The organism is Agromyces mediolanus, assembly GCF_044917495.1.
Classification (GTDB): Bacteria; Actinomycetota; Actinomycetes; order Actinomycetales; family Microbacteriaceae; genus Agromyces; species Agromyces mediolanus_B.
Genome location: NZ_JAVSSI010000003.1, coordinates 16,404 through 32,118, shown reverse-complemented (window position 1 = coordinate 32,118; position 15,715 = coordinate 16,404). Strand labels below are relative to the sequence as shown.

Genomic DNA, 15,715 nt, shown 5'->3' with positions numbered 1-15,715 from the left:
GACCCGGTGCCGGTAGCGTCGAGATGCGCCGGCACCGGGCGGGCGACGAGGAGGTCGATGATGGAGCGGTGCGACACGATCGTGGTGGGTGCCGGCGTGGCCGGGCTCACCGCGGCGCGGCTTCTGCAGCGCGCGGGCCGGCGGGTGCTCGTGCTCGAGGCCCGGGACCGGATCGGCGGCCGGGTCCGGACCGACCGCGCCGACGGCATCAGCACCGACCTCGGCGCGTCATGGATCCACGGCGTCACCGGCAGCCCCGTCGCCGAAGCCGCCGAGGCGTTCGGCATGCGCACGGTGGAGTTCACCGTCGGCGGCTACCAGCCCGACAGTCGGCCGATCGCCTACTACGGGCCGGACGGGCGGCGCCTCGGCGATGATGCGGCGCGGGCGTTCGCCGACGACATCCGGGCGGTCGACGCCGCCCTCCTCGGAACGATCGCCGCCTCGGCGCCGCAGGCCTCGTACCGCGACGTCGCCGAGGCGGCGATCGCCGCGCAGAACTGGGATGAGCCGCGCGCAGCCCGCGTCCGCGAGTACCTGGAGCACCGCAGCGAGGAGCAGTACGGCGCGTGGATCGAGGACCTCGCCGCGCACGGGCTCGACGACGACGCGATCGACGGCGACGAGGTCGTCTTCCCCGACGGCTACGACGTGCTGCCCGCCCGCCTGGCCGCGGGGCTCGACGTGCGTCTCGAGCACGTGGTGACGCACGTCGGCTGGGGCAAGGGCGGCGTGGTGGTGCGGTGCGGCGACGCGAGCTTCGCCGCGGATACCGCCGTCGTGACCGTCCCCGTCGGGGTGCTGAAGTCCGACGAGTTCCGCATCGAGCCGCCGCTCCCCCACCCGGTCGCCGGCGCCCTCGCCCAGCTCGAGATGAACGCCTTCGAGAAGCTCTTCCTGAGCTTCCCGACGAAGTTCTGGGACGACGGCGTCTACGCGATCCGCCAGCAGGGACCCGAGTCGCGCTGGTGGCACTCCTGGTACGACCTCACGCCACTCCACGGCATCCCGACCCTGCTCACCTTCGCCGCGGGACCCGCCGCCGAGGCGACCCGCACCTGGAGCGACGAGCGGCTCGTCGAGGACGTGCTCGCCCAGCTCCGTCGGCTCTACGGCGACCGCGTCGGGCAGCCGACCGGCGTGCACCGCACGGCCTGGCAGGACGATCCCTTCGCTCGCGGCTCCTACGCGTACATGACGCTCGGCTCGACGACGGCCGACCACGACGCGCTCGCCACGCCCGTCGGCGGGGTGCTGCACCTCGCGGGCGAGGCGACGTGGACGGATGACCCGGCGACCGTCCCCGCGGCGATGCACTCCGGCCACCGGGCCGCCGAGCGGGTGCTCGGCCGGACGATCCCGATCTCCGAGGCCTGGGCGGACTGAACGCGGTAGCTACTCGTCGCCGTCGAACTCCGCCCGCGCGTCGAGGATGTCACGGTGGTGCTCCGCGGCCCAGACGGCGAGCGCGATCGCGGGTTCGGACAGCGAGCGGCCGAGCGGCGTGACGGCGTACTCGACGCGCGGCGGGATCTCGGCGTAGCTCGTGCGCGAGACGAGTCCGTCGCGCTGCAGGCTGCGGAGGGTCTGAGTGAGCATGCGGTGCGAGATGCCGTCGACGCGGCGCTGGATCTCGGTGAACCGCAGCGGCCCGTCGTGCAGCAGGCCGATGACGAGCAGACTCCACTTGTCGCCCACGCGGGCGAGGATCTCACGGATGACCCCGCTCGCGGGGTGGTCGGTGCTGCAGGAGGCGGCGCCCTCGCCGTCTCCGGGCAGCGGCGGGAGGCGCAGTGCCCGCGGCTCCGTCGTGCTCATGCTCCACCCTTCCTCGCCCGCGCCCCCTGAGTCCATTACGCACCTCGAGGTGCGTGACGCACGGAGAAGTGCCGGGGACGTACTCGCTATAGTACCTGATCGTGCGTTACACACGATCAGTAACTATTAGGGAGTCCCTCGCATGATCATCGCCCTCTGGATCATCACCGGCCTGCTCGCCGCGCTCTTCGCCATGGCCGGCTCGATGAAGGCGGTGACCCCGTACGAGCGCGTCCACGAGCGCATGGCCTGGGTCGAGGACGTCACCGCGCCGCAGCTGAAGACCATCGGCATCCTCGAGGTGATCGGCGCGATCGGCCTGATCCTCCCCGCCGCGACCGGCATCGCACCGTGGCTCACCCCCGTCGCCGCGTTCGCCCTCGCGATCATGATGGTCGTCGCCGTCGCGCTGCACGTGCGGCGCCGCGAGCCGTTCACGCCGAGCCTCGTGCTCGGCATCGCGGCCCTCCTCGTCGGCATCGGCTGGGTCGCCTTCGGCTGAGCCCGGGTCACAGCACCCGGTATTCGCCATCCGGCATCCGACATCCGGCATCCGGTGCCCCGTAGCATCCTCGGCCCGCATCGGCCACCCCCTCGCCTCTGCCGACCGTCCGTCGGAGAGTGGAGTCATCCCCCCAGTGGGACTGTGACCACCACCGAAAGGACGGACGGATGACGCACCTCAGCGGACAGCGCGTGGCTTTCCTGGCCACCGACGGATTCGAGGACAGCGAGCTGACGAGCCCGTGGCAGGCGGTGACGGACGCCGGGGCGACCGCGACGATGGTCGCGCCGGATGCCTCGGAGATCACTGGCAAGAAGGGGCACGTGCAGCGGGTCGACCTGCAGGCCGGTGCCGCGAACGCCGAGGAGTTCGACGCGCTCGTGCTGCCGGGCGGCGTGGTGAACGCCGACCACCTGCGGCTCGACCGGGACTCGATCGGCTTCGCACGCGCCTTCTTCGAGCAGCACAAGCCGGTCGGCGTGATCTGCCACGGCGCCTGGATCCTCATCGAGGCGGGCGTCGTCGACGGACGCACGATCACGAGCTATCCGAGCCTCGCCACCGACCTCAGGAACGCCGGCGCGAACTGGGTCGACGAGGAGGTCGTCGTGGACCAGGGCCTGGTGTCGAGCCGCACTCCCGACGATCTGCCCGCCTTCAACGCGAAGGTCGTCGAGGAGATCGGCGAGGGCACCCACGCCGGCCAGACGGCCTGAGCTGCAGCACGGACGCCCCGGTGGATCCTCGATCCAGCGGGGCGTCCGCGTGTCAGCGATAGAAGCCCTCGCGTAGGGTGATGCCGTGCTCGACCCAGGCCTTCAGGGCGGAGAGCATGCCGGTCCAGCCCTCGCAGTTGCCGAAGGCGTGCTTCGCGCCGCCCTCGGTGAGCTTCCACGCCGCCTCGCTGATCGTCACGAGCGTGCGGGTGTCGTCGTCGATGGGCTCGAACTCGAAGGTCGTGCGCGTCGCGGTGGCGTCACCATCGGCCGTGCCCGGCGCGGCATCCCACTCGATCATGATGCGCCGCGGCGGATCGGCCTCGACGACGCGAACCGGGAACCGGCCGGGGAAGTCTGCGAAGTCCCAGCTGACCTCGGCGCCGGCGTCGAGCCGGCCGCGGGCGCCGCCGGTCGTGAAGTAGCGGGAGAGCTGCTCGGGGTCGGCGACCGCCTCGTAGACCTCGGCGCATGGTCTCGCGACCCGGCCGGACACGGTGAAGGCGAGTCGGTGCAGCGCAGCATCCTCATTCATGTTGTATTTTTATCACATGATGCAGCAGGTCGGAACCCCCGCCGAGGACGACGACGCCGTCTTCAAGGCGCTCGCGGCCCCCGTGCGGCGGCGCATGCTCGACGCGCTGCGCGAGGCGCCGCTCACGACCGGGACCTTGTGCGCACACTTCCCCGAGCTCGACCGCACGACCGTGCTGCAGCACCTGCGGGTGCTCGAGGACGCGGGGCTCGTCACGGGGCGCAAGGTCGGCCGGGAGCGCCATCTCGCGCTCGCTCCCCTGCCGATCAAACGCATCCACGACCGCTGGATCAGCGACTACATGCAGGCCGCGGTCGACCTGCTCGAGCGGCTGCAGCCGCTCGACCCCGCCACGAACGAACGGAGCACGCATGACTGAGCTCATCATCCTGAGCGGCTCGCCCGGCTCGGGCAAGTCGACCGTGGCGAGGCTCCTCACCGCACGCTACGAGCGCTGCGTCCACCTGCACACCGACGACTTCTGGCACTTCATCGTGCGCGGCGCGATCCCTGCGTACTTGCCGGAGTCCGACGCGCAGAACCAGACCGTGGTCGGCGCGATCGCGGCCGCGGCGTTCGAGTACGCCGCGGGCGGGTTCCCGACGATCGTCGACGGCATCGTCGGGCCGTGGATGCTCCCCCACTACCGGCGCGAGGCGGCGCGGCATCCCGGCGTCGCCGTGCACTACCTCGTGCTCCGCCCGGATCGCGAGACCGCGCTGCGGCGAGCGCAGCAGCGCACCGCACCCGACGCACTCGTGGACGCCGAACCGATCCTCGGCCTCTGGGAGCAGTTCGCCGAGCTCGGCGAGCTGCAGGGGCACGCGCTCGACACCTCCCGGATGGCTGCCGAGGCGACCGCCGAGGAGGTGCACGCGCTCGTGGAATCGGGGCGGATGCGACTCGGCTGAAGGCGGGTCTCCGCGGCAGGCACCTACCGATCGACGATCGAATCGGTCGCCGAATGTCGGGTGCCGACGGCCGATGCCGTCCACGCTGGAGACGGAGGGCGCCCGCGCCCGCAACGCGAAGGGAAGCAGGGTGCGCACTCGCCACACCGATCGTCCGTCCCATCCCCCGGTGCGGATCTCACGTCCGAACGCGCGATTCCAGCAGTGGGAGGCGCTGCTTCGGAACCGGAGCAAGCGGCAGCGAGCCGGCGAGTTCCTCGTTCAGGGCGTGCGTCCGATCAGCCTGGCGCTCGAGCGCGGCTGGCCGATCCGTGCCGTCCTCTACGATCCGGATCGGCCGCGCTCGCGCTGGGGCGCGCAGGTGCTCGGCCGGGCAGACGCCGAACGCGTGGCGATCGCGCCCGAACTGCTGCGCCGGTTGAGCGAGAAGGAGCAGGACGAGCCCGAACTGGTGGCGGTCGTCGGGATGCCGGACGACCGGCTGTCCCGCATCGTCGTCGACCCGTCGTTCCTCGGAATGGCGTTCGATCGCCCGGCCATGCCCGGGAACATCGGCACCGTGATCCGCTCGCTCGACGCGTTCGGCGGTGCGGGTCTCATCGTCACCGGACACGGCGCGGACCCGTACGACCCCAAGTCGGTCCGCGCTTCCACCGGATCCGTGTTCGCCGTCCCGGTCGTCCGGGCGCCGTCGCATCAGCCCGTGATCGCCTGGGTGGAGGCGCAGCGCGCCGCCGGCACCCCGCTGACCGTCGTCGGGACGGATGAGCACGGCGCGGTCGAGCTCGCCGAGCTCGACCTGAGCGGACCGACGCTGCTCGTGATCGGCAACGAGACGGCGGGATTGAGCAGCGGATGGCGTGAAGCCTGCGACGTCATCGCGCGGATCCCCATCGGCGGTGCGGCCAGCTCATTGAATGCGGCGAACGCCGCGACGGTCGCGCTCTACGAGGCCACCAGGCAGCGCCGGCGCGGTTAACTGAGCGAGGCGAGGATGATGCCTTGCCTCCGGACGCCCGGATCGGTGCGAGCACGGGCGTCCACGATCGTGAACCCCGCCGCCTCGACGCGGGCGGCGAGCTCAGTGATCGGCCAATAGTGGGCGGTCGTGACCGCGTGCGGGAACGGTTCGAGCGCGGGCCCCTCGAAGAAGCCGAGCGCGAGCGCACCTCCGGGCCGCAGCGCCCGCGCGAACTCCGCGAAGGCGAGATCGATCAGTGCAGGGTCGGTATGGATGAGGGAGAACCACGACAGGATGCCCCCGAGCGCACCGTCGTCGACGTCGAGTGCTTCCGCGCGGCCGAGCCGGAACCGATGGGCCGGGTAGTGCTGCTGCGCCGCAGCGACGAACTCCAGCGTGGGGTCGATGCCCTCGATGTCGAGCCCGTGCCCGGCGAGGAACGCGGTCCACTGCCCCGGCCCGCAGCCGACGTCGATGACGGACCCGGTCACCGTCTTCGACCAGGCGAGGAGGGCGTCGCGATCGGCTTCCGCCGCTGCATCGATGCTGCCGAAGAGCTCGATGTACTCGGCCGCGCGCGCCCCGTAGGCGGCGGGCACCTCGTCTTCGACCATGGGGGTTCATGGTAGTCGCAGGCACGGCCGCGCGAGGGAATGCACTCAGCGCGAACCGCCCAGCCCAACGAGTGAAGCCCTGGTGAAACGGATCGTTCCACCAGGGCTTCGTCGGTCGGGCTGACAGGATTTGAACCTGCGACCCCTTGACCCCGGGTGGGCGGATCGGTCAGTTTCGGCAGGATTCTGCGGATTCGCTGTTTCATACGTTGCAGGGCGCATCACGGTTTGCATGCGTTGCAGGGATGTTGACCACTAGATTGGCCCACTTTCACGTCAAGTTGACCTCGCTTGCGCGGTGGCCTCGCCGGTCCCGCCAAGAATGGCGACGAGCTGCGACGCCGTGAGCACCTCGTATGGGCGTGAGACCCAGTAGCCGGCTGGCGTTAGATGGCGAGTAACGAATCGTGTCTGAAGCACGTAGGCGCCCTGACCTGGCAATGGATCCAGGCCGAGCTTCTTCGCTATGTCTTCAGCGTACGGCTTCAGTTCTGCTTCCTTGCGCGCGAGTTGAGTGGCATAGCAAGGCTTAGCCCTGCCCTTGTTCTCCGAGTCGCTGTAGAAGGTCCGCATCTGGCGCGCTGTCTCCGCAAAACCGTAGACAGATGCGGGGTCCTTCGCCTCGATCAGCCAGATGTTCGGGTCGCCGCTACGCCCACACACAAGATCCACTTCTGTTGTCAGCTCCGGGACGCCCAGGCGAGCGTGGTCGCCAGGCTTCACCCGCGCGATGGTCTTGAACCCAACTTCTTGAAGCTGTCGCTCAAGTGTTCGCTCGAATGCCTTGTTCCGCCCCGATCGTCTCTCAGCAAGCGCCTTGGATACCTTGTCCGGCACCTCGCCCGTCCAGGGAAGAACGCCTTGTGTCAGGTGATTGTTGTAGACGCTCAAGGTTGTCAGGAGATACTGCGGCGCGATCAGGATGGTGCCATCCGGGCGCCTTACAAGCGGTTGAACAAGCAGACGATGTCTCCGGGTCCGTGTTTGCCACGGCTCCCAACTACTGGATCGCAGGATGCCTGAAGACACTGTGAGCATTTGGAATGCGTGCCGGAGACGCGACCGCTGTTCTTCTTCGGGATCACCGGCTGCTTCAAAGACCCAGTCGAGAGCCTCGCCCTCTGAGGCAAATGTGATGCTTCTGCCGTCGTTGAAAGAATCCCATTGAGCGAGCGCCATCAAGACTATGAAGAGATCGGAAGTGGACGCGCCGAAAGATTCCAGCATCGCTGGGTCAACGGTGTCCTCAATTCCTCCTGCACCTGCCTCATCGTCGTCGAGTGCCGGGCCAAGGCGGATGGTGGCTGCCGCCGTGTTGAGAGATCCACCTTCCAGTACCCATGAATCATCAGTCACGCGCTCGTCGTCTTTGAATGTGAGCTCGTATGCAGAACTGATCTCGATGACCGCAGGGGCAACCCGGTGATGCAGCCGCTCGCTCAACGTCGTCATAGTGCGATATGCATCCGCGGCAGCTAGGAGCGCACTCCAGCTCTGAGCCGTCACAGGCTGTTGACCCTCAACATCCGGGTCCAGTCTCAACGCCGCTTCGACGATGATCTCGTTGCACTGCCGCAATTCGAGCGTCTCGCTGGCGAGCTCGGCCATGCGCGCCACTGGATCCCACTCCGTGCTCAGATTCTGGGCAACGCGGGTTAGGTTTCCTTGCTCGTTCTGGAGGTGGTCATAGACACGATTGAGTTGCTCCATACCCGTGGCGACGATGGCATCGGTGTCATGTAGTGCGATTCGGTCGTTGAGCTGTTCCAGGGCTGCGGGCGCGAGATGCGTTCTGACCAGCGCATTGGCTTCGGCCCCGCGGTACTCGCCGGGTTGTGTGCCCGTCGTGTGCAAGCGACGGGCGAAGGATGCAGTTTCCGCTGATTCGTCGGACGGGCTCAGTTGCCAGGGCCTCGGCAGATGGTTCAGTGTGGTTCGTGCGGTCTTCGTCTCGAGTATCAGAAATGGTCGGCAGGTGAGCCATTCGCGTGCAGTCTCCTGCGCGACACCCGCAGCGACGCCGCCGCATACAAGAAGCTGTTCGAGGGCGTTGGCGGTGAGCGCATTGGCTGCGAAGGGTTTGCCGTCCGCCGCCTGCACGAACTCCTCCAGGTTGAAACTCCAGAGAGCCGCGCGCGGAGCACCTTCCGGTCGAGTCCGCGGACATGAGAACTCGACCACTTCATCGCTTCGTTTAACCGTCCGAAGCCAGAGCCGGTATCCGGGAGTTCCGAGGTCTTCGTGGGCGCGTCGCCACGACTCACTGATTGCGTCGAAGGCGAAGATGAGGCCTCCGCACACGTCGAACAAGAACCGATAGTCCTGGCCGTCCGTCCAGTCCGGGTCGGACCTGACGATTGCGATCGCAGGCGTGATTAGGGGCAGGGACCAGCCGATGCGATTGGGGGCATGGTGGGTTCCTTGTCGATAATCGTATTCGCTCTCGGGACCAAGGAACGATACCGACGCGACGTTGCCGGATGAGATTTCAGCCATCTCTGCGTGCCGCAGCGGCGGTAGCCCTGTTCCATGAAGCGCGACTTCTAGACGCGAGAGAGCGACCGCGCGTTCCCACTCGGCTTCTCCTGCGTGCGCCTCAAAGTACATGTGTGTTGGGCTGATCCCGCCTTTGAAGAAGGTCTTGTCATTCGTCCTCCATGGTTCCCAGTAGTTGATTGCTTCCCAGCCGAAGCTGGATGGGAACTCTGGTGAGCTCAAGTCGCGGGCGAATCGATACAGGTCGTCGTCGTCTGTTGCTGTCTCCGCAATCCAGGTGAGGTCTTCCAGTGCGAGGGTTGCTTGGCCAGGCACCTGAGGTGCCATCAGATGGGATGTGCCTGCGAAGACGACAAGTGGAACGACGCTTGCGCCGGGGAGCAACTTGATAGTGCCACCACCGGAGACCTGTGCCGAGATCGGGCCATCGGACGGGTCATGGTCTCGGACGCGGTCTGCCAGCGCAACGCACGCTGGCGACGACGGCCCTGTTCTAGGAAGGTCTTCTGTGAAGAGGATCGATACCGCGATGAAGTTTGGCCCGTCGACCGGAACGAGCCACTGGATTTCGTTTCCCGTCAGTGGGGGCGTCTCATCTGGTGCTTTGGGCGGCGCCTCGATCAAGGTACTCGAAAACCGCCAGAGTGCGCCGCGGATCGCATCAATGCAGGAAGCCCGGAGTGCTCGCCTGGCGTGGCTATCACGTTCAAGGCCATCGACAAGTTCCGTGACCGCGTGAGCAAGCACCTCGGGGACATAGGTCGGTGGCAGCCATCGATAATGCGGGTCAGCGGTTGAAAGGCGATAACGCAGAGTCCGCCCGAAAGGACTCGTCGGACTTTCGTGGTTGTACTTTGCCGAGACCGCCGGGGAGGTCATCCATTCAAGCGCGAGCAGATCCGCTTGGTCGAATTGGAGCGACTCAAGCGGGTCAGCGGAAACGAGCCTGCTGGCGGCGTCCAGCTCGTTGACTGGAAGGTCGATTTCGTCGCCGAGTTCGATGTCTGGAGCTGGCTGCCACTCCGGCAACAGAGTGTTCAGGCAGTAGTCCACATACCTGATCGCTACTCGAACAACGTTGGCGATCCCAAACTTGTGCCGCCGTACGAGTCGGTCGTCTACCGCGTCGGCAAGTCGCAGAGCCCGGGAAAGGTCGGCTATCGGTCTCTCAACCAAGCCTGGCACGTAGCGCAGCAATTGGTCATCGACTCGGACAGTAGCGACATTGGTGGGATCGGTCGAGATGTAGTCCTCGTGCATGACGCCGATGCCGTTGGACTCAGCCGCCGTGTCAACCAGCTCCTGTACGTCAGGGAGAGGCTTTCTTGAACGCTCGTTGGAAACGGAACTCGCGCGGAGGCTGCCGGCGAGCGCCACGCCGATTGATGTGGCCCGGTGACGTGCGGACGGGGACGAGGCTGCCGCGAACAATGTGGCCCACAGCTGGTCATGGTCAAACCGACAATAGATTCGTGCAAGTTCGTCGGGTGCGGGTGCCGTAGGCCTTGTTGCGGCGCGCTTCGGCTTTCTCGTTTTGCTCCGGCCCATGCCAACCTCCAGGTTCATATGCAAGATACGACTCCTGAAGACGGGAAGTCGGGCTCACGCCATCACACTATGAGAGACCACCGACAACGCCGAAAACTCACGATAGACCGCGACGTCGCCTCTCCCCCGGGAGGCTCTCGATCAGCGCCATCGGGAGAGACATCGACTGGAACAATCGGATCGTGACGATCGAACGGCAGACCTACCCCGGCAAAGGGGGACTGGTCACGAAGGAGACGAAAGGTCGCGCCACCCGCTGCGTGCCGATCCTCGATGCACTCGAACCAATCCTCGTCCGCCTCACTGCTGGTAGGAACCCGGAGGACCCGCTGCTCCGCGGGCCGCGCGGCGGAGTGCTCACGACGGCCACGGTGCGAGATGCGACCAAGTGGGATCAGCTCGTCACGGGGCTCGGGCTCGAGAACCTCAAACGACACGGACTCCGGCATACTGGCGCGACCTGGCTCGCCGATTCGGGTGTCCCGTTGCACGTGCTGCAGCGCATCCTCGGTCATGCCTCAATCGAGACAACCAAGGGCTACCTGCATCCGGACCACCGGCATCTGAGTGAGGCGGCGAAGCTCGCCAACCAGTTCCTCGCCAGCCCAACGCAGACACGCAAAAAGGGGACTCCTAGAGGACCCGCCCCTCAGCTCTGATCCGGCACGCCAACCCCGGCTCTCCGAGGAGGCGGGCATGCTGCTGTCCGAAAATTGGTCCACTAGATTTCCACTTTTTGGCCCACTAGATTCCTTCAGCGAACGAGCAGTCCCATAAGCACTGTCCCAGAAGGACGAGAAAAGCCTTGATGAGAAGCTACTTCTCATCAAGGCTTTCTGGTCGGGCTGACAGGATTTGAACCTGCGACCCCTTGACCCCCAGTCAAGTGCGCTACCAAGCTGCGCCACAGCCCGATGCTCCGGCGATTCCGCCGAGGCAACTTGACCATCATAGCGGGTTCCGGAGGCCCCTTCGTGCACACCCGGCCGAGGCATCCGCATCGCCCGTCGCATCGCCGGCCGTCGGCCCCACCCGCTAGCGTGACGACATGGCCACCGTGATTCCGACGACGCATCCGAGCCTTACCGTCATCCCCGCCGACGAGGCGCCCTTCGCCGATGTCGAGGCGGTGTTCGGCACCCGGGGCGACCCGGCCAGCTGCTGGTGCCAGTGGTACAAGATCCCGGGCCGCGACTGGCGCGAGGTCGGCGCGGAGACGCTCCACGACCGGCTCGAGGCGCAGCTCGCGGCCGACGGGCCGGGGCCCGGGCTGCTCGCCTACGACGGCGATACCCCGGTCGGCTGGTGCGCGGTCGAACCGCGTCCGGCGCTCTCCCGCGTCGCCCGCAGCACGCTCGTGCGCACCGGCACGGCCCAGCCTGAACTCGCCGACGAGAGCGTGTGGGCGGTCAGCTGCTTCGTCGTCCCCCGAGCGCATCGCCGGCGCGGCGTCGGCGCGGCCCTCGCCGAAGCGGCGGTCGTCTACGCGCGCGAGCACGGCGCCCGGGTGCTCGAGGCCTACGCGGTCGATCCGGCGGCGAAGCCGAAGGTGTCCGCCGCCGAACTCTTCCACGGCACGGTGTCGATGTTCGCCGGGGCCGGCTTCGCCGAGGTGGGCCGCCCGTCGCCGACGCGGGCGGTCATGCAGCTCGAGTTCTGAGCGAGCGCAGGCAGCGCAGTCAGGCAATCACGCGAGCAAGCAGCGCAGTCCGGCAAGCAGGGAACGCAGTCAGGCGAGCGCAGACAGCGCACCGCCCCGTCACCGCCCCTCGATCCGCACTCGCTTGATGCGCGACGTCTCGCCGCGCACGATCGCGACGTCGCGTCGCGGCACCTCGAAGTGCGCCGCGAGCGCCTGGATCACGCCGGCGTTCGCCGCGCCGTCGACCGCCCGCTCGCGCACGAAGACCGTGAGCGCCGCCGCCGGGTCGTCCGGCGACGGCTCCACGAGCGGGCCCTTGCGGCTCCCGGGCTTCACCCGGACGGTGAGTTCCATCGGCGCGACGGTCCTACGAAGTCTGGGCAGCGACTACGGGCAGCGCAGCGGCTCAGCGCCGCTGGCGCTTCTCCCGCACGCGCATGTTGACGACGATCGGGCTGCCCTCGAAGCCGTAGATCTCGCGCAGGCGCCGCTGGATGAACCGGCGGTAGCCCGGGTCGAGGAACCCGGTCGTGAACAGCACGAAGGTCGGCGGCCGCGTCGACACCTGCGTGCCGAACAGGATGCGGGGCTGCTTGCCGCCGCGCACCGGGTGCGGGTGCTCCTGCGTGAGCTCGGTGAGGAAGGCGTTGAACTTTCCCGTCGGGATGCGGGTGTCCCACGACTCGAGCGCGGTCTCGAGGGCGGGCACGAGCTTCTCCAGGTGCCGGCCGGTGCGCGCCGAGATGTTGACGCGGGGCGCCCACGCGACGTGGTGCAGGTCCTGCTCGATCTCGCGCTCGAGGTAGCGGCGGCGGTCGTCGTCGAGCAGGTCCCACTTGTTGTAGGCGAGCACGAGCGCGCGGCCCGACTCGAGCACGAGGTCGATGATGCGCACGTCCTGCTCCGAGATCGGCTGCGAGACGTCGAGGACGACGATCGCGACCTCGGCCTTCTCGAGCGCGGCCTGCGTGCGGAGCGAGGCGTAGAAGTCGGCGCCCTGCTGCAGGTGCACGCGACGGCGGATGCCGGCGGTGTCGACGAAGCGCCAGACCTTGCCGGCGAGCTCGATCTGCTCGTCGACCGGGTCACGCGTGGTGCCCGCGAGCTCGTTCACGACGACGCGCTCCTCGCGGGCGGTCTTGTTCAGGAGGCTCGACTTGCCGACGTTCGGACGACCGACGATCGCGACGCGGCGGGGCCCGCCGATCTCCTGCTTCGCGACGGCCGAGACCTCGGGCAGCACCTTGAACACGGCTTCGAGGAGGTCGGCGACGCCGCGGCCGTGCAGGGCCGAGACCGGGTGCGGCTCGCCGAGGCCGAGGTTCCACAGCGCGGCGGCCTCGGGCTCCTGACGGGCGTCGTCGACCTTGTTCGCGACGAGGAAGACGGGCTTCTTCGTCTTGCGCAGCAGCCGCACGACGTGCTCGTCGGTCGAGGTGGCGCCCACGGTCGCGTCGACGACGAAGAGCACGACGTCGCAGAGGTCGATGGCGACCTCGGCCTGCGCGGCGACGGAGGCGTCGATGCCGCGGGCGTCGGGCTCCCAGCCGCCGGTGTCGACGAGGGTGAAGCGGCGGTCGAGCCACTCGCCCTTGTACGACACGCGGTCGCGGGTGACGCCGGGCGTGTCCTCGACGACGGCCTCGCGGCGGCCGAGGATGCGGTTCACGAGCGCCGACTTGCCGACGTTCGGGCGGCCGACGATCGCGATGACCGGCAGCGCCGGGAGGTAGGTGACCCCCTCCTCGCCCTCCTCGGAGAGGTCGAGCAGGTCGAGGTCCTCCTCGTCGAGCTCGTAGTCGTCGAGGCCGCTGCGGAGGGCGGCGGCCCGCTGCTCGGCAAGGTCGTCGTCGACGTCTGCGAGGCGCTCGGCGAGGTCGTCGTCGTGGGCCTCGAACTCGTCGTCGTGGTCGCTCATGGGGTCTCCTGGAAACGTCGTGGGCGCGATCGCGCGCCCTCTAGTCTGCCGTACCCGAGCTGGGAAGGCCGGATGCCCCGTCGGAACCGGTGCCGGAGCACCGCTCACCGGCCGTCCTCGAGCCCGCGCGCGATGGCCACGGCGTGGCTCCGGCTGCGCGCCCCGAGCTTCGCGAGCACGTTCGACACGTGCGTCTTCACGGTCGGCACGGAGATGCCGAGCGACTCGGCGAGCTCGGCGTTCGAGCGGCCGAGCGCCATCCCGTCGAGCACGTCGCGCTCCCGGCCGGTGAGGCGAGCGGCGGCCGGGATGCCTCGAGCGGCCGTCGCCGCATCGTCCCGTTCCTCGTCGCGACGGCCTCCGGCCACGGCATCCCCCGTCCCCGCTCCGGCGAGCGCGGCGAGCGCACGCCTGGTGACGCGCGGATCGAGCATGCCCTCCCCCGCCGAAACCCGGCGCACCGCGTCGACGAGGGTCGCGGCATCCACCGTCTTCAGCAGGAACCCGGCGGCACCCGCGCGGATCGCGCCGAAGACGAGCTCGTCCTCGTCGAAGCTCGTGAGCACGAGGACGTCGGCGAGTCCGCGGGCGCGGATCTCCCGGGTCGCGGCGACCCCGTCCATGCCGGGCATCCGGAGGTCCATGAGCACGACGTCGGGGCGGAGCGCGGCGGCGTTCCGCACGGCGGTCTCGCCGTCGGCGGCCTCGCCGACGACGGCGAGCCCGTGCGACTCGAGCATGATGCGCAGCGCCTCCCGGATCGCCCCGTGATCGTCGACGAGGAGCACGCGCGGCGCGCCGGGCGCGCTCATGCCGCGGGCTCCGCAGGCAGGGCGGCGCGCACCGACCAGCCGGCGCCGACCGGTCCGGCGTCGAAGCGGCCGCCGAGGGCGCGCACCCGCTCGGCGAGCGTCGCGAGGCCCGTGCCGTTGCCGGGAAGGCTCGGGCGTTCGAGCGGACGCCCGTCCCGCGAGTCGACGCGCACGAGGAGTCCGCCCTCGTCGGACTCGATCGAGACGGCGACCCGCCCGCCCGCCGCGTGCCGCACGCAGTTCGCGAGGCCCTCCTGGACGACGCGGGCGGCGAGATGCTCCACGGGGGCTGAGAGGCCGTCCGTCGCGACGGCGTCGAAGTGCACCTCGAGCCCGGCGCGGCGCGCGGCCGCCACGAAGTCGGGGACCCGGTCGAGGCGGGGCGGCACCGCGAGCTCGCCGCCGCCCGCGCGGAGCACCGCGATCATCGAACGGAGCGCCTCGTGCGCCTCGAGGCTCGAGTCGCGCACCGCCCGGAGCGCGGCGCGGTCTCCCCCGGCGTCGGGCGGGCTCGAGAGCGCCGCCTCGGCGCGGATCGCCATGGCCGAGACGTGCCCCGCGACGAGGTCGTGCAGTTCCCGCGCCATGGCGTCGCGCTCGTGCTGCAGGGCGGTGTCGCGCTGCCGTTCGGCGTCCGCGACGACCTCGGCGGCCTCGCGGCGGTGCAGCTCGGCCAGCTCGTTCGCCTGGGCGACGGCGGTCGCCCACCAGTAGTCGGTGCCGAGGAGCGCGCCGAGCTGCAGGCCGACGAGCACGGCGATGCGGAGATCGGCGGTGACGGCGAGGGTGAGGGCGGTGAGGGCGGCGGTCGCGGCCGCGCAGCCGAGCAGGATGCGTCGGCGGGCGACGGGCGACGCGGTGAGCGTGACGATCCACAGCAGGTCGAGCAGCGCGAGGAAGGCGCCGAGCCCGCCCACCGTGAACAGCGAGACGACGGTGATCGTCGCGGTCACGGCGAGCCCCGTGCGGGGCATCCGCCGCTTCAGCGCCACCGCGACGAACGCGGGCACCGACACGACGACGCCCCACCAGGGCGAGACGGGCTCCGGGATGACGCTCAGCGCGTCCCAGACCTGGTTCAGGCCGATCGCCGCGGCGAGCACGCTGATCGCGGCGATGCCGAGCGCGTCGACGAGCGGCCGATGCGCGCGCACCCACCGCAGCAGTGCTCCGCCGCGCTCCTCGCTCATGGTCTCCATCGAAGCACGTCGACCGCACCGGGGCCTCCTCCGAAAGGAC

At 68.9% G+C, this 15,715-nt stretch carries 16 protein-coding genes and 1 tRNA gene; 8 read left to right on the top strand and 9 right to left on the bottom strand.

Going from position 1 to position 15,715, the window contains the following annotated elements; genetic code table 11:
• Positions 1–60: 60 nt before the first annotated feature.
• Entirely contained in the window at positions 61–1,386 is a 1,326-nt protein-coding gene (locus ROT00_RS05510; protein WP_404773483.1) for a flavin monoamine oxidase family protein, read from the top strand.
• Between the two features lie 9 nt (positions 1,387–1,395).
• Here ROT00_RS05510 and ROT00_RS05505 read toward each other — a convergent pair whose 3' ends face one another.
• Positions 1,396–1,818 (bottom strand): winged helix-turn-helix transcriptional regulator, encoded by a 423-nt coding sequence (locus tag ROT00_RS05505; protein WP_404773017.1) that lies wholly within the window; start codon positions 1,816–1,818, stop codon positions 1,396–1,398.
• 142 nt (positions 1,819–1,960) lie between these two features.
• Between ROT00_RS05505 and ROT00_RS05500 the strand changes: the two genes are divergently transcribed.
• Entirely contained in the window at positions 1,961–2,320 is a 360-nt protein-coding gene (locus tag ROT00_RS05500) for a DoxX family protein (RefSeq protein WP_404773015.1), read from the top strand.
• A 170-nt stretch (positions 2,321–2,490) separates the two neighbouring features.
• On the top strand, positions 2,491–3,039 hold the full coding sequence (locus ROT00_RS05495; protein ID WP_404773014.1) for a type 1 glutamine amidotransferase domain-containing protein: 549 nt from the start codon (positions 2,491–2,493) through the stop codon (positions 3,037–3,039).
• Positions 3,040–3,091: 52 nt separating this feature from the next.
• On the opposite strand, the gene ROT00_RS05490 is transcribed toward ROT00_RS05495, so the two are convergent.
• On the bottom strand, positions 3,092–3,574 hold the full coding sequence (locus ROT00_RS05490; protein WP_404773012.1) for an SRPBCC domain-containing protein: 483 nt from the start codon (positions 3,572–3,574) through the stop codon (positions 3,092–3,094).
• Between the two features lie 16 nt (positions 3,575–3,590).
• On the opposite strand from ROT00_RS05490, the gene ROT00_RS05485 reads away from it, so the two are divergent.
• The 3 genes from ROT00_RS05485 to ROT00_RS05475 all read left to right on the top strand — a co-directional run bounded on the left by ROT00_RS05485 (position 3,591) and on the right by ROT00_RS05475 (position 5,464).
• Positions 3,591–3,953, top strand: coding sequence for an ArsR/SmtB family transcription factor (locus ROT00_RS05485; protein ID WP_404773010.1), 363 nt, complete (start codon positions 3,591–3,593; stop codon positions 3,951–3,953).
• Positions 3,946–4,485 (top strand): AAA family ATPase, encoded by a 540-nt coding sequence (locus ROT00_RS05480; RefSeq protein WP_404773009.1) that lies wholly within the window; start codon positions 3,946–3,948, stop codon positions 4,483–4,485. The genes ROT00_RS05485 and ROT00_RS05480 overlap by 8 nt, the downstream gene beginning before the upstream one ends.
• A gap of 169 nt (positions 4,486–4,654) precedes the next feature.
• Positions 4,655–5,464: a TrmH family RNA methyltransferase gene (locus ROT00_RS05475; RefSeq protein ID WP_404773008.1), complete on the top strand. Its 810-nt coding sequence runs from the start codon at positions 4,655–4,657 to the stop codon at positions 5,462–5,464.
• On the opposite strand, the gene ROT00_RS05470 is transcribed toward ROT00_RS05475, so the two are convergent.
• Both ROT00_RS05470 and ROT00_RS05465 read right to left on the bottom strand, forming a co-directional pair.
• Positions 5,461–6,060, bottom strand: a complete 600-nt coding sequence (locus tag ROT00_RS05470) for a class I SAM-dependent methyltransferase (RefSeq protein ID WP_404773006.1) — start codon at positions 6,058–6,060, stop codon at positions 5,461–5,463. The two genes, ROT00_RS05475 and ROT00_RS05470, sit on opposite strands and share 4 nt — an antisense overlap.
• A 276-nt stretch (positions 6,061–6,336) precedes the next feature.
• Entirely contained in the window at positions 6,337–9,933 is a 3,597-nt protein-coding gene (locus tag ROT00_RS05465; RefSeq protein ID WP_404773004.1) for a hypothetical protein, read from the bottom strand.
• A 311-nt stretch (positions 9,934–10,244) separates the two neighbouring features.
• On the opposite strand from ROT00_RS05465, the gene ROT00_RS05460 reads away from it, so the two are divergent.
• Positions 10,245–10,763, top strand: a complete 519-nt coding sequence (locus ROT00_RS05460) for a tyrosine-type recombinase/integrase (RefSeq protein WP_404773481.1) — start codon at positions 10,245–10,247, stop codon at positions 10,761–10,763.
• A 178-nt stretch (positions 10,764–10,941) separates the two neighbouring features.
• Here ROT00_RS05460 and ROT00_RS05455 read toward each other — a convergent pair.
• Positions 10,942–11,018, bottom strand: a tRNA-Pro gene (locus ROT00_RS05455).
• A gap of 134 nt (positions 11,019–11,152) precedes the next feature.
• On the opposite strand from ROT00_RS05455, the gene ROT00_RS05450 reads away from it, so the two are divergent.
• Positions 11,153–11,764 (top strand): GNAT family N-acetyltransferase, encoded by a 612-nt coding sequence (locus ROT00_RS05450; RefSeq protein ID WP_404773003.1) that lies wholly within the window; start codon positions 11,153–11,155, stop codon positions 11,762–11,764.
• 99 nt (positions 11,765–11,863) lie between these two features.
• On the opposite strand, the gene ROT00_RS05445 is transcribed toward ROT00_RS05450, so the two are convergent.
• The 4 genes from ROT00_RS05445 to ROT00_RS05430 all read right to left on the bottom strand — a co-directional run bounded on the left by ROT00_RS05445 (position 11,864) and on the right by ROT00_RS05430 (position 15,666).
• A complete protein-coding gene (locus ROT00_RS05445; protein WP_404773001.1) occupies positions 11,864–12,100 on the bottom strand; it encodes a DUF167 domain-containing protein in 237 nt (78 codons plus the stop codon).
• Positions 12,101–12,152: 52 nt separating this feature from the next.
• The gene (gene der / locus ROT00_RS05440) at positions 12,153–13,664 is read right to left on the bottom strand and encodes a ribosome biogenesis GTPase Der (protein WP_404773000.1); all 1,512 of its coding nucleotides are present in this window, start codon (positions 13,662–13,664) and stop codon (positions 12,153–12,155) included.
• A gap of 104 nt (positions 13,665–13,768) precedes the next feature.
• Positions 13,769–14,476 (bottom strand): response regulator transcription factor, encoded by a 708-nt coding sequence (locus tag ROT00_RS05435; RefSeq protein WP_404772999.1) that lies wholly within the window; start codon positions 14,474–14,476, stop codon positions 13,769–13,771.
• Positions 14,473–15,666, bottom strand: a complete 1,194-nt coding sequence (locus ROT00_RS05430; protein ID WP_404772998.1) for a sensor histidine kinase — start codon at positions 15,664–15,666, stop codon at positions 14,473–14,475. Before ROT00_RS05430 ends, ROT00_RS05435 begins: the two co-directional genes overlap by 4 nt.
• Between the last annotated feature and the right edge of the window lie 49 nt (positions 15,667–15,715).

What these genes read in the sequence shown, in the direction of transcription:
- ROT00_RS05510 (WP_404773483.1), top strand. Translation starts at nt 61, where the DNA reads ATGGAGCGGTGCGACACGATCGTGGTGGGTGCCGGCGTGGCCGGGCTC.
- ROT00_RS05505 (WP_404773017.1), bottom strand. Translation starts at nt 1,818, where the DNA reads ATGAGCACGACGGAGCCGCGGGCACTGCGCCTCCCGCCGCTGCCCGGA.
- ROT00_RS05500 (WP_404773015.1), top strand. Translation starts at nt 1,961, where the DNA reads ATGATCATCGCCCTCTGGATCATCACCGGCCTGCTCGCCGCGCTCTTC.
- ROT00_RS05495 (WP_404773014.1), top strand. Translation starts at nt 2,491, where the DNA reads ATGACGCACCTCAGCGGACAGCGCGTGGCTTTCCTGGCCACCGACGGA.
- ROT00_RS05490 (WP_404773012.1), bottom strand. Translation starts at nt 3,574, where the DNA reads ATGAATGAGGATGCTGCGCTGCACCGACTCGCCTTCACCGTGTCCGGC.
- ROT00_RS05485 (WP_404773010.1), top strand. Translation starts at nt 3,591, where the DNA reads ATGATGCAGCAGGTCGGAACCCCCGCCGAGGACGACGACGCCGTCTTC.
- ROT00_RS05480 (WP_404773009.1), top strand. Translation starts at nt 3,946, where the DNA reads ATGACTGAGCTCATCATCCTGAGCGGCTCGCCCGGCTCGGGCAAGTCG.
- ROT00_RS05470 (WP_404773006.1), bottom strand. Translation starts at nt 6,060, where the DNA reads ATGGTCGAAGACGAGGTGCCCGCCGCCTACGGGGCGCGCGCGGCCGAG.
- ROT00_RS05450 (WP_404773003.1), top strand. Translation starts at nt 11,153, where the DNA reads ATGGCCACCGTGATTCCGACGACGCATCCGAGCCTTACCGTCATCCCC.
- ROT00_RS05445 (WP_404773001.1), bottom strand. Translation starts at nt 12,100, where the DNA reads ATGGAACTCACCGTCCGGGTGAAGCCCGGGAGCCGCAAGGGCCCGCTC.
- der (WP_404773000.1), bottom strand. Translation starts at nt 13,664, where the DNA reads ATGAGCGACCACGACGACGAGTTCGAGGCCCACGACGACGACCTCGCC.
- ROT00_RS05435 (WP_404772999.1), bottom strand. Translation starts at nt 14,476, where the DNA reads ATGAGCGCGCCCGGCGCGCCGCGCGTGCTCCTCGTCGACGATCACGGG.
- ROT00_RS05430 (WP_404772998.1), bottom strand. Translation starts at nt 15,666, where the DNA reads ATGAGCGAGGAGCGCGGCGGAGCACTGCTGCGGTGGGTGCGCGCGCAT.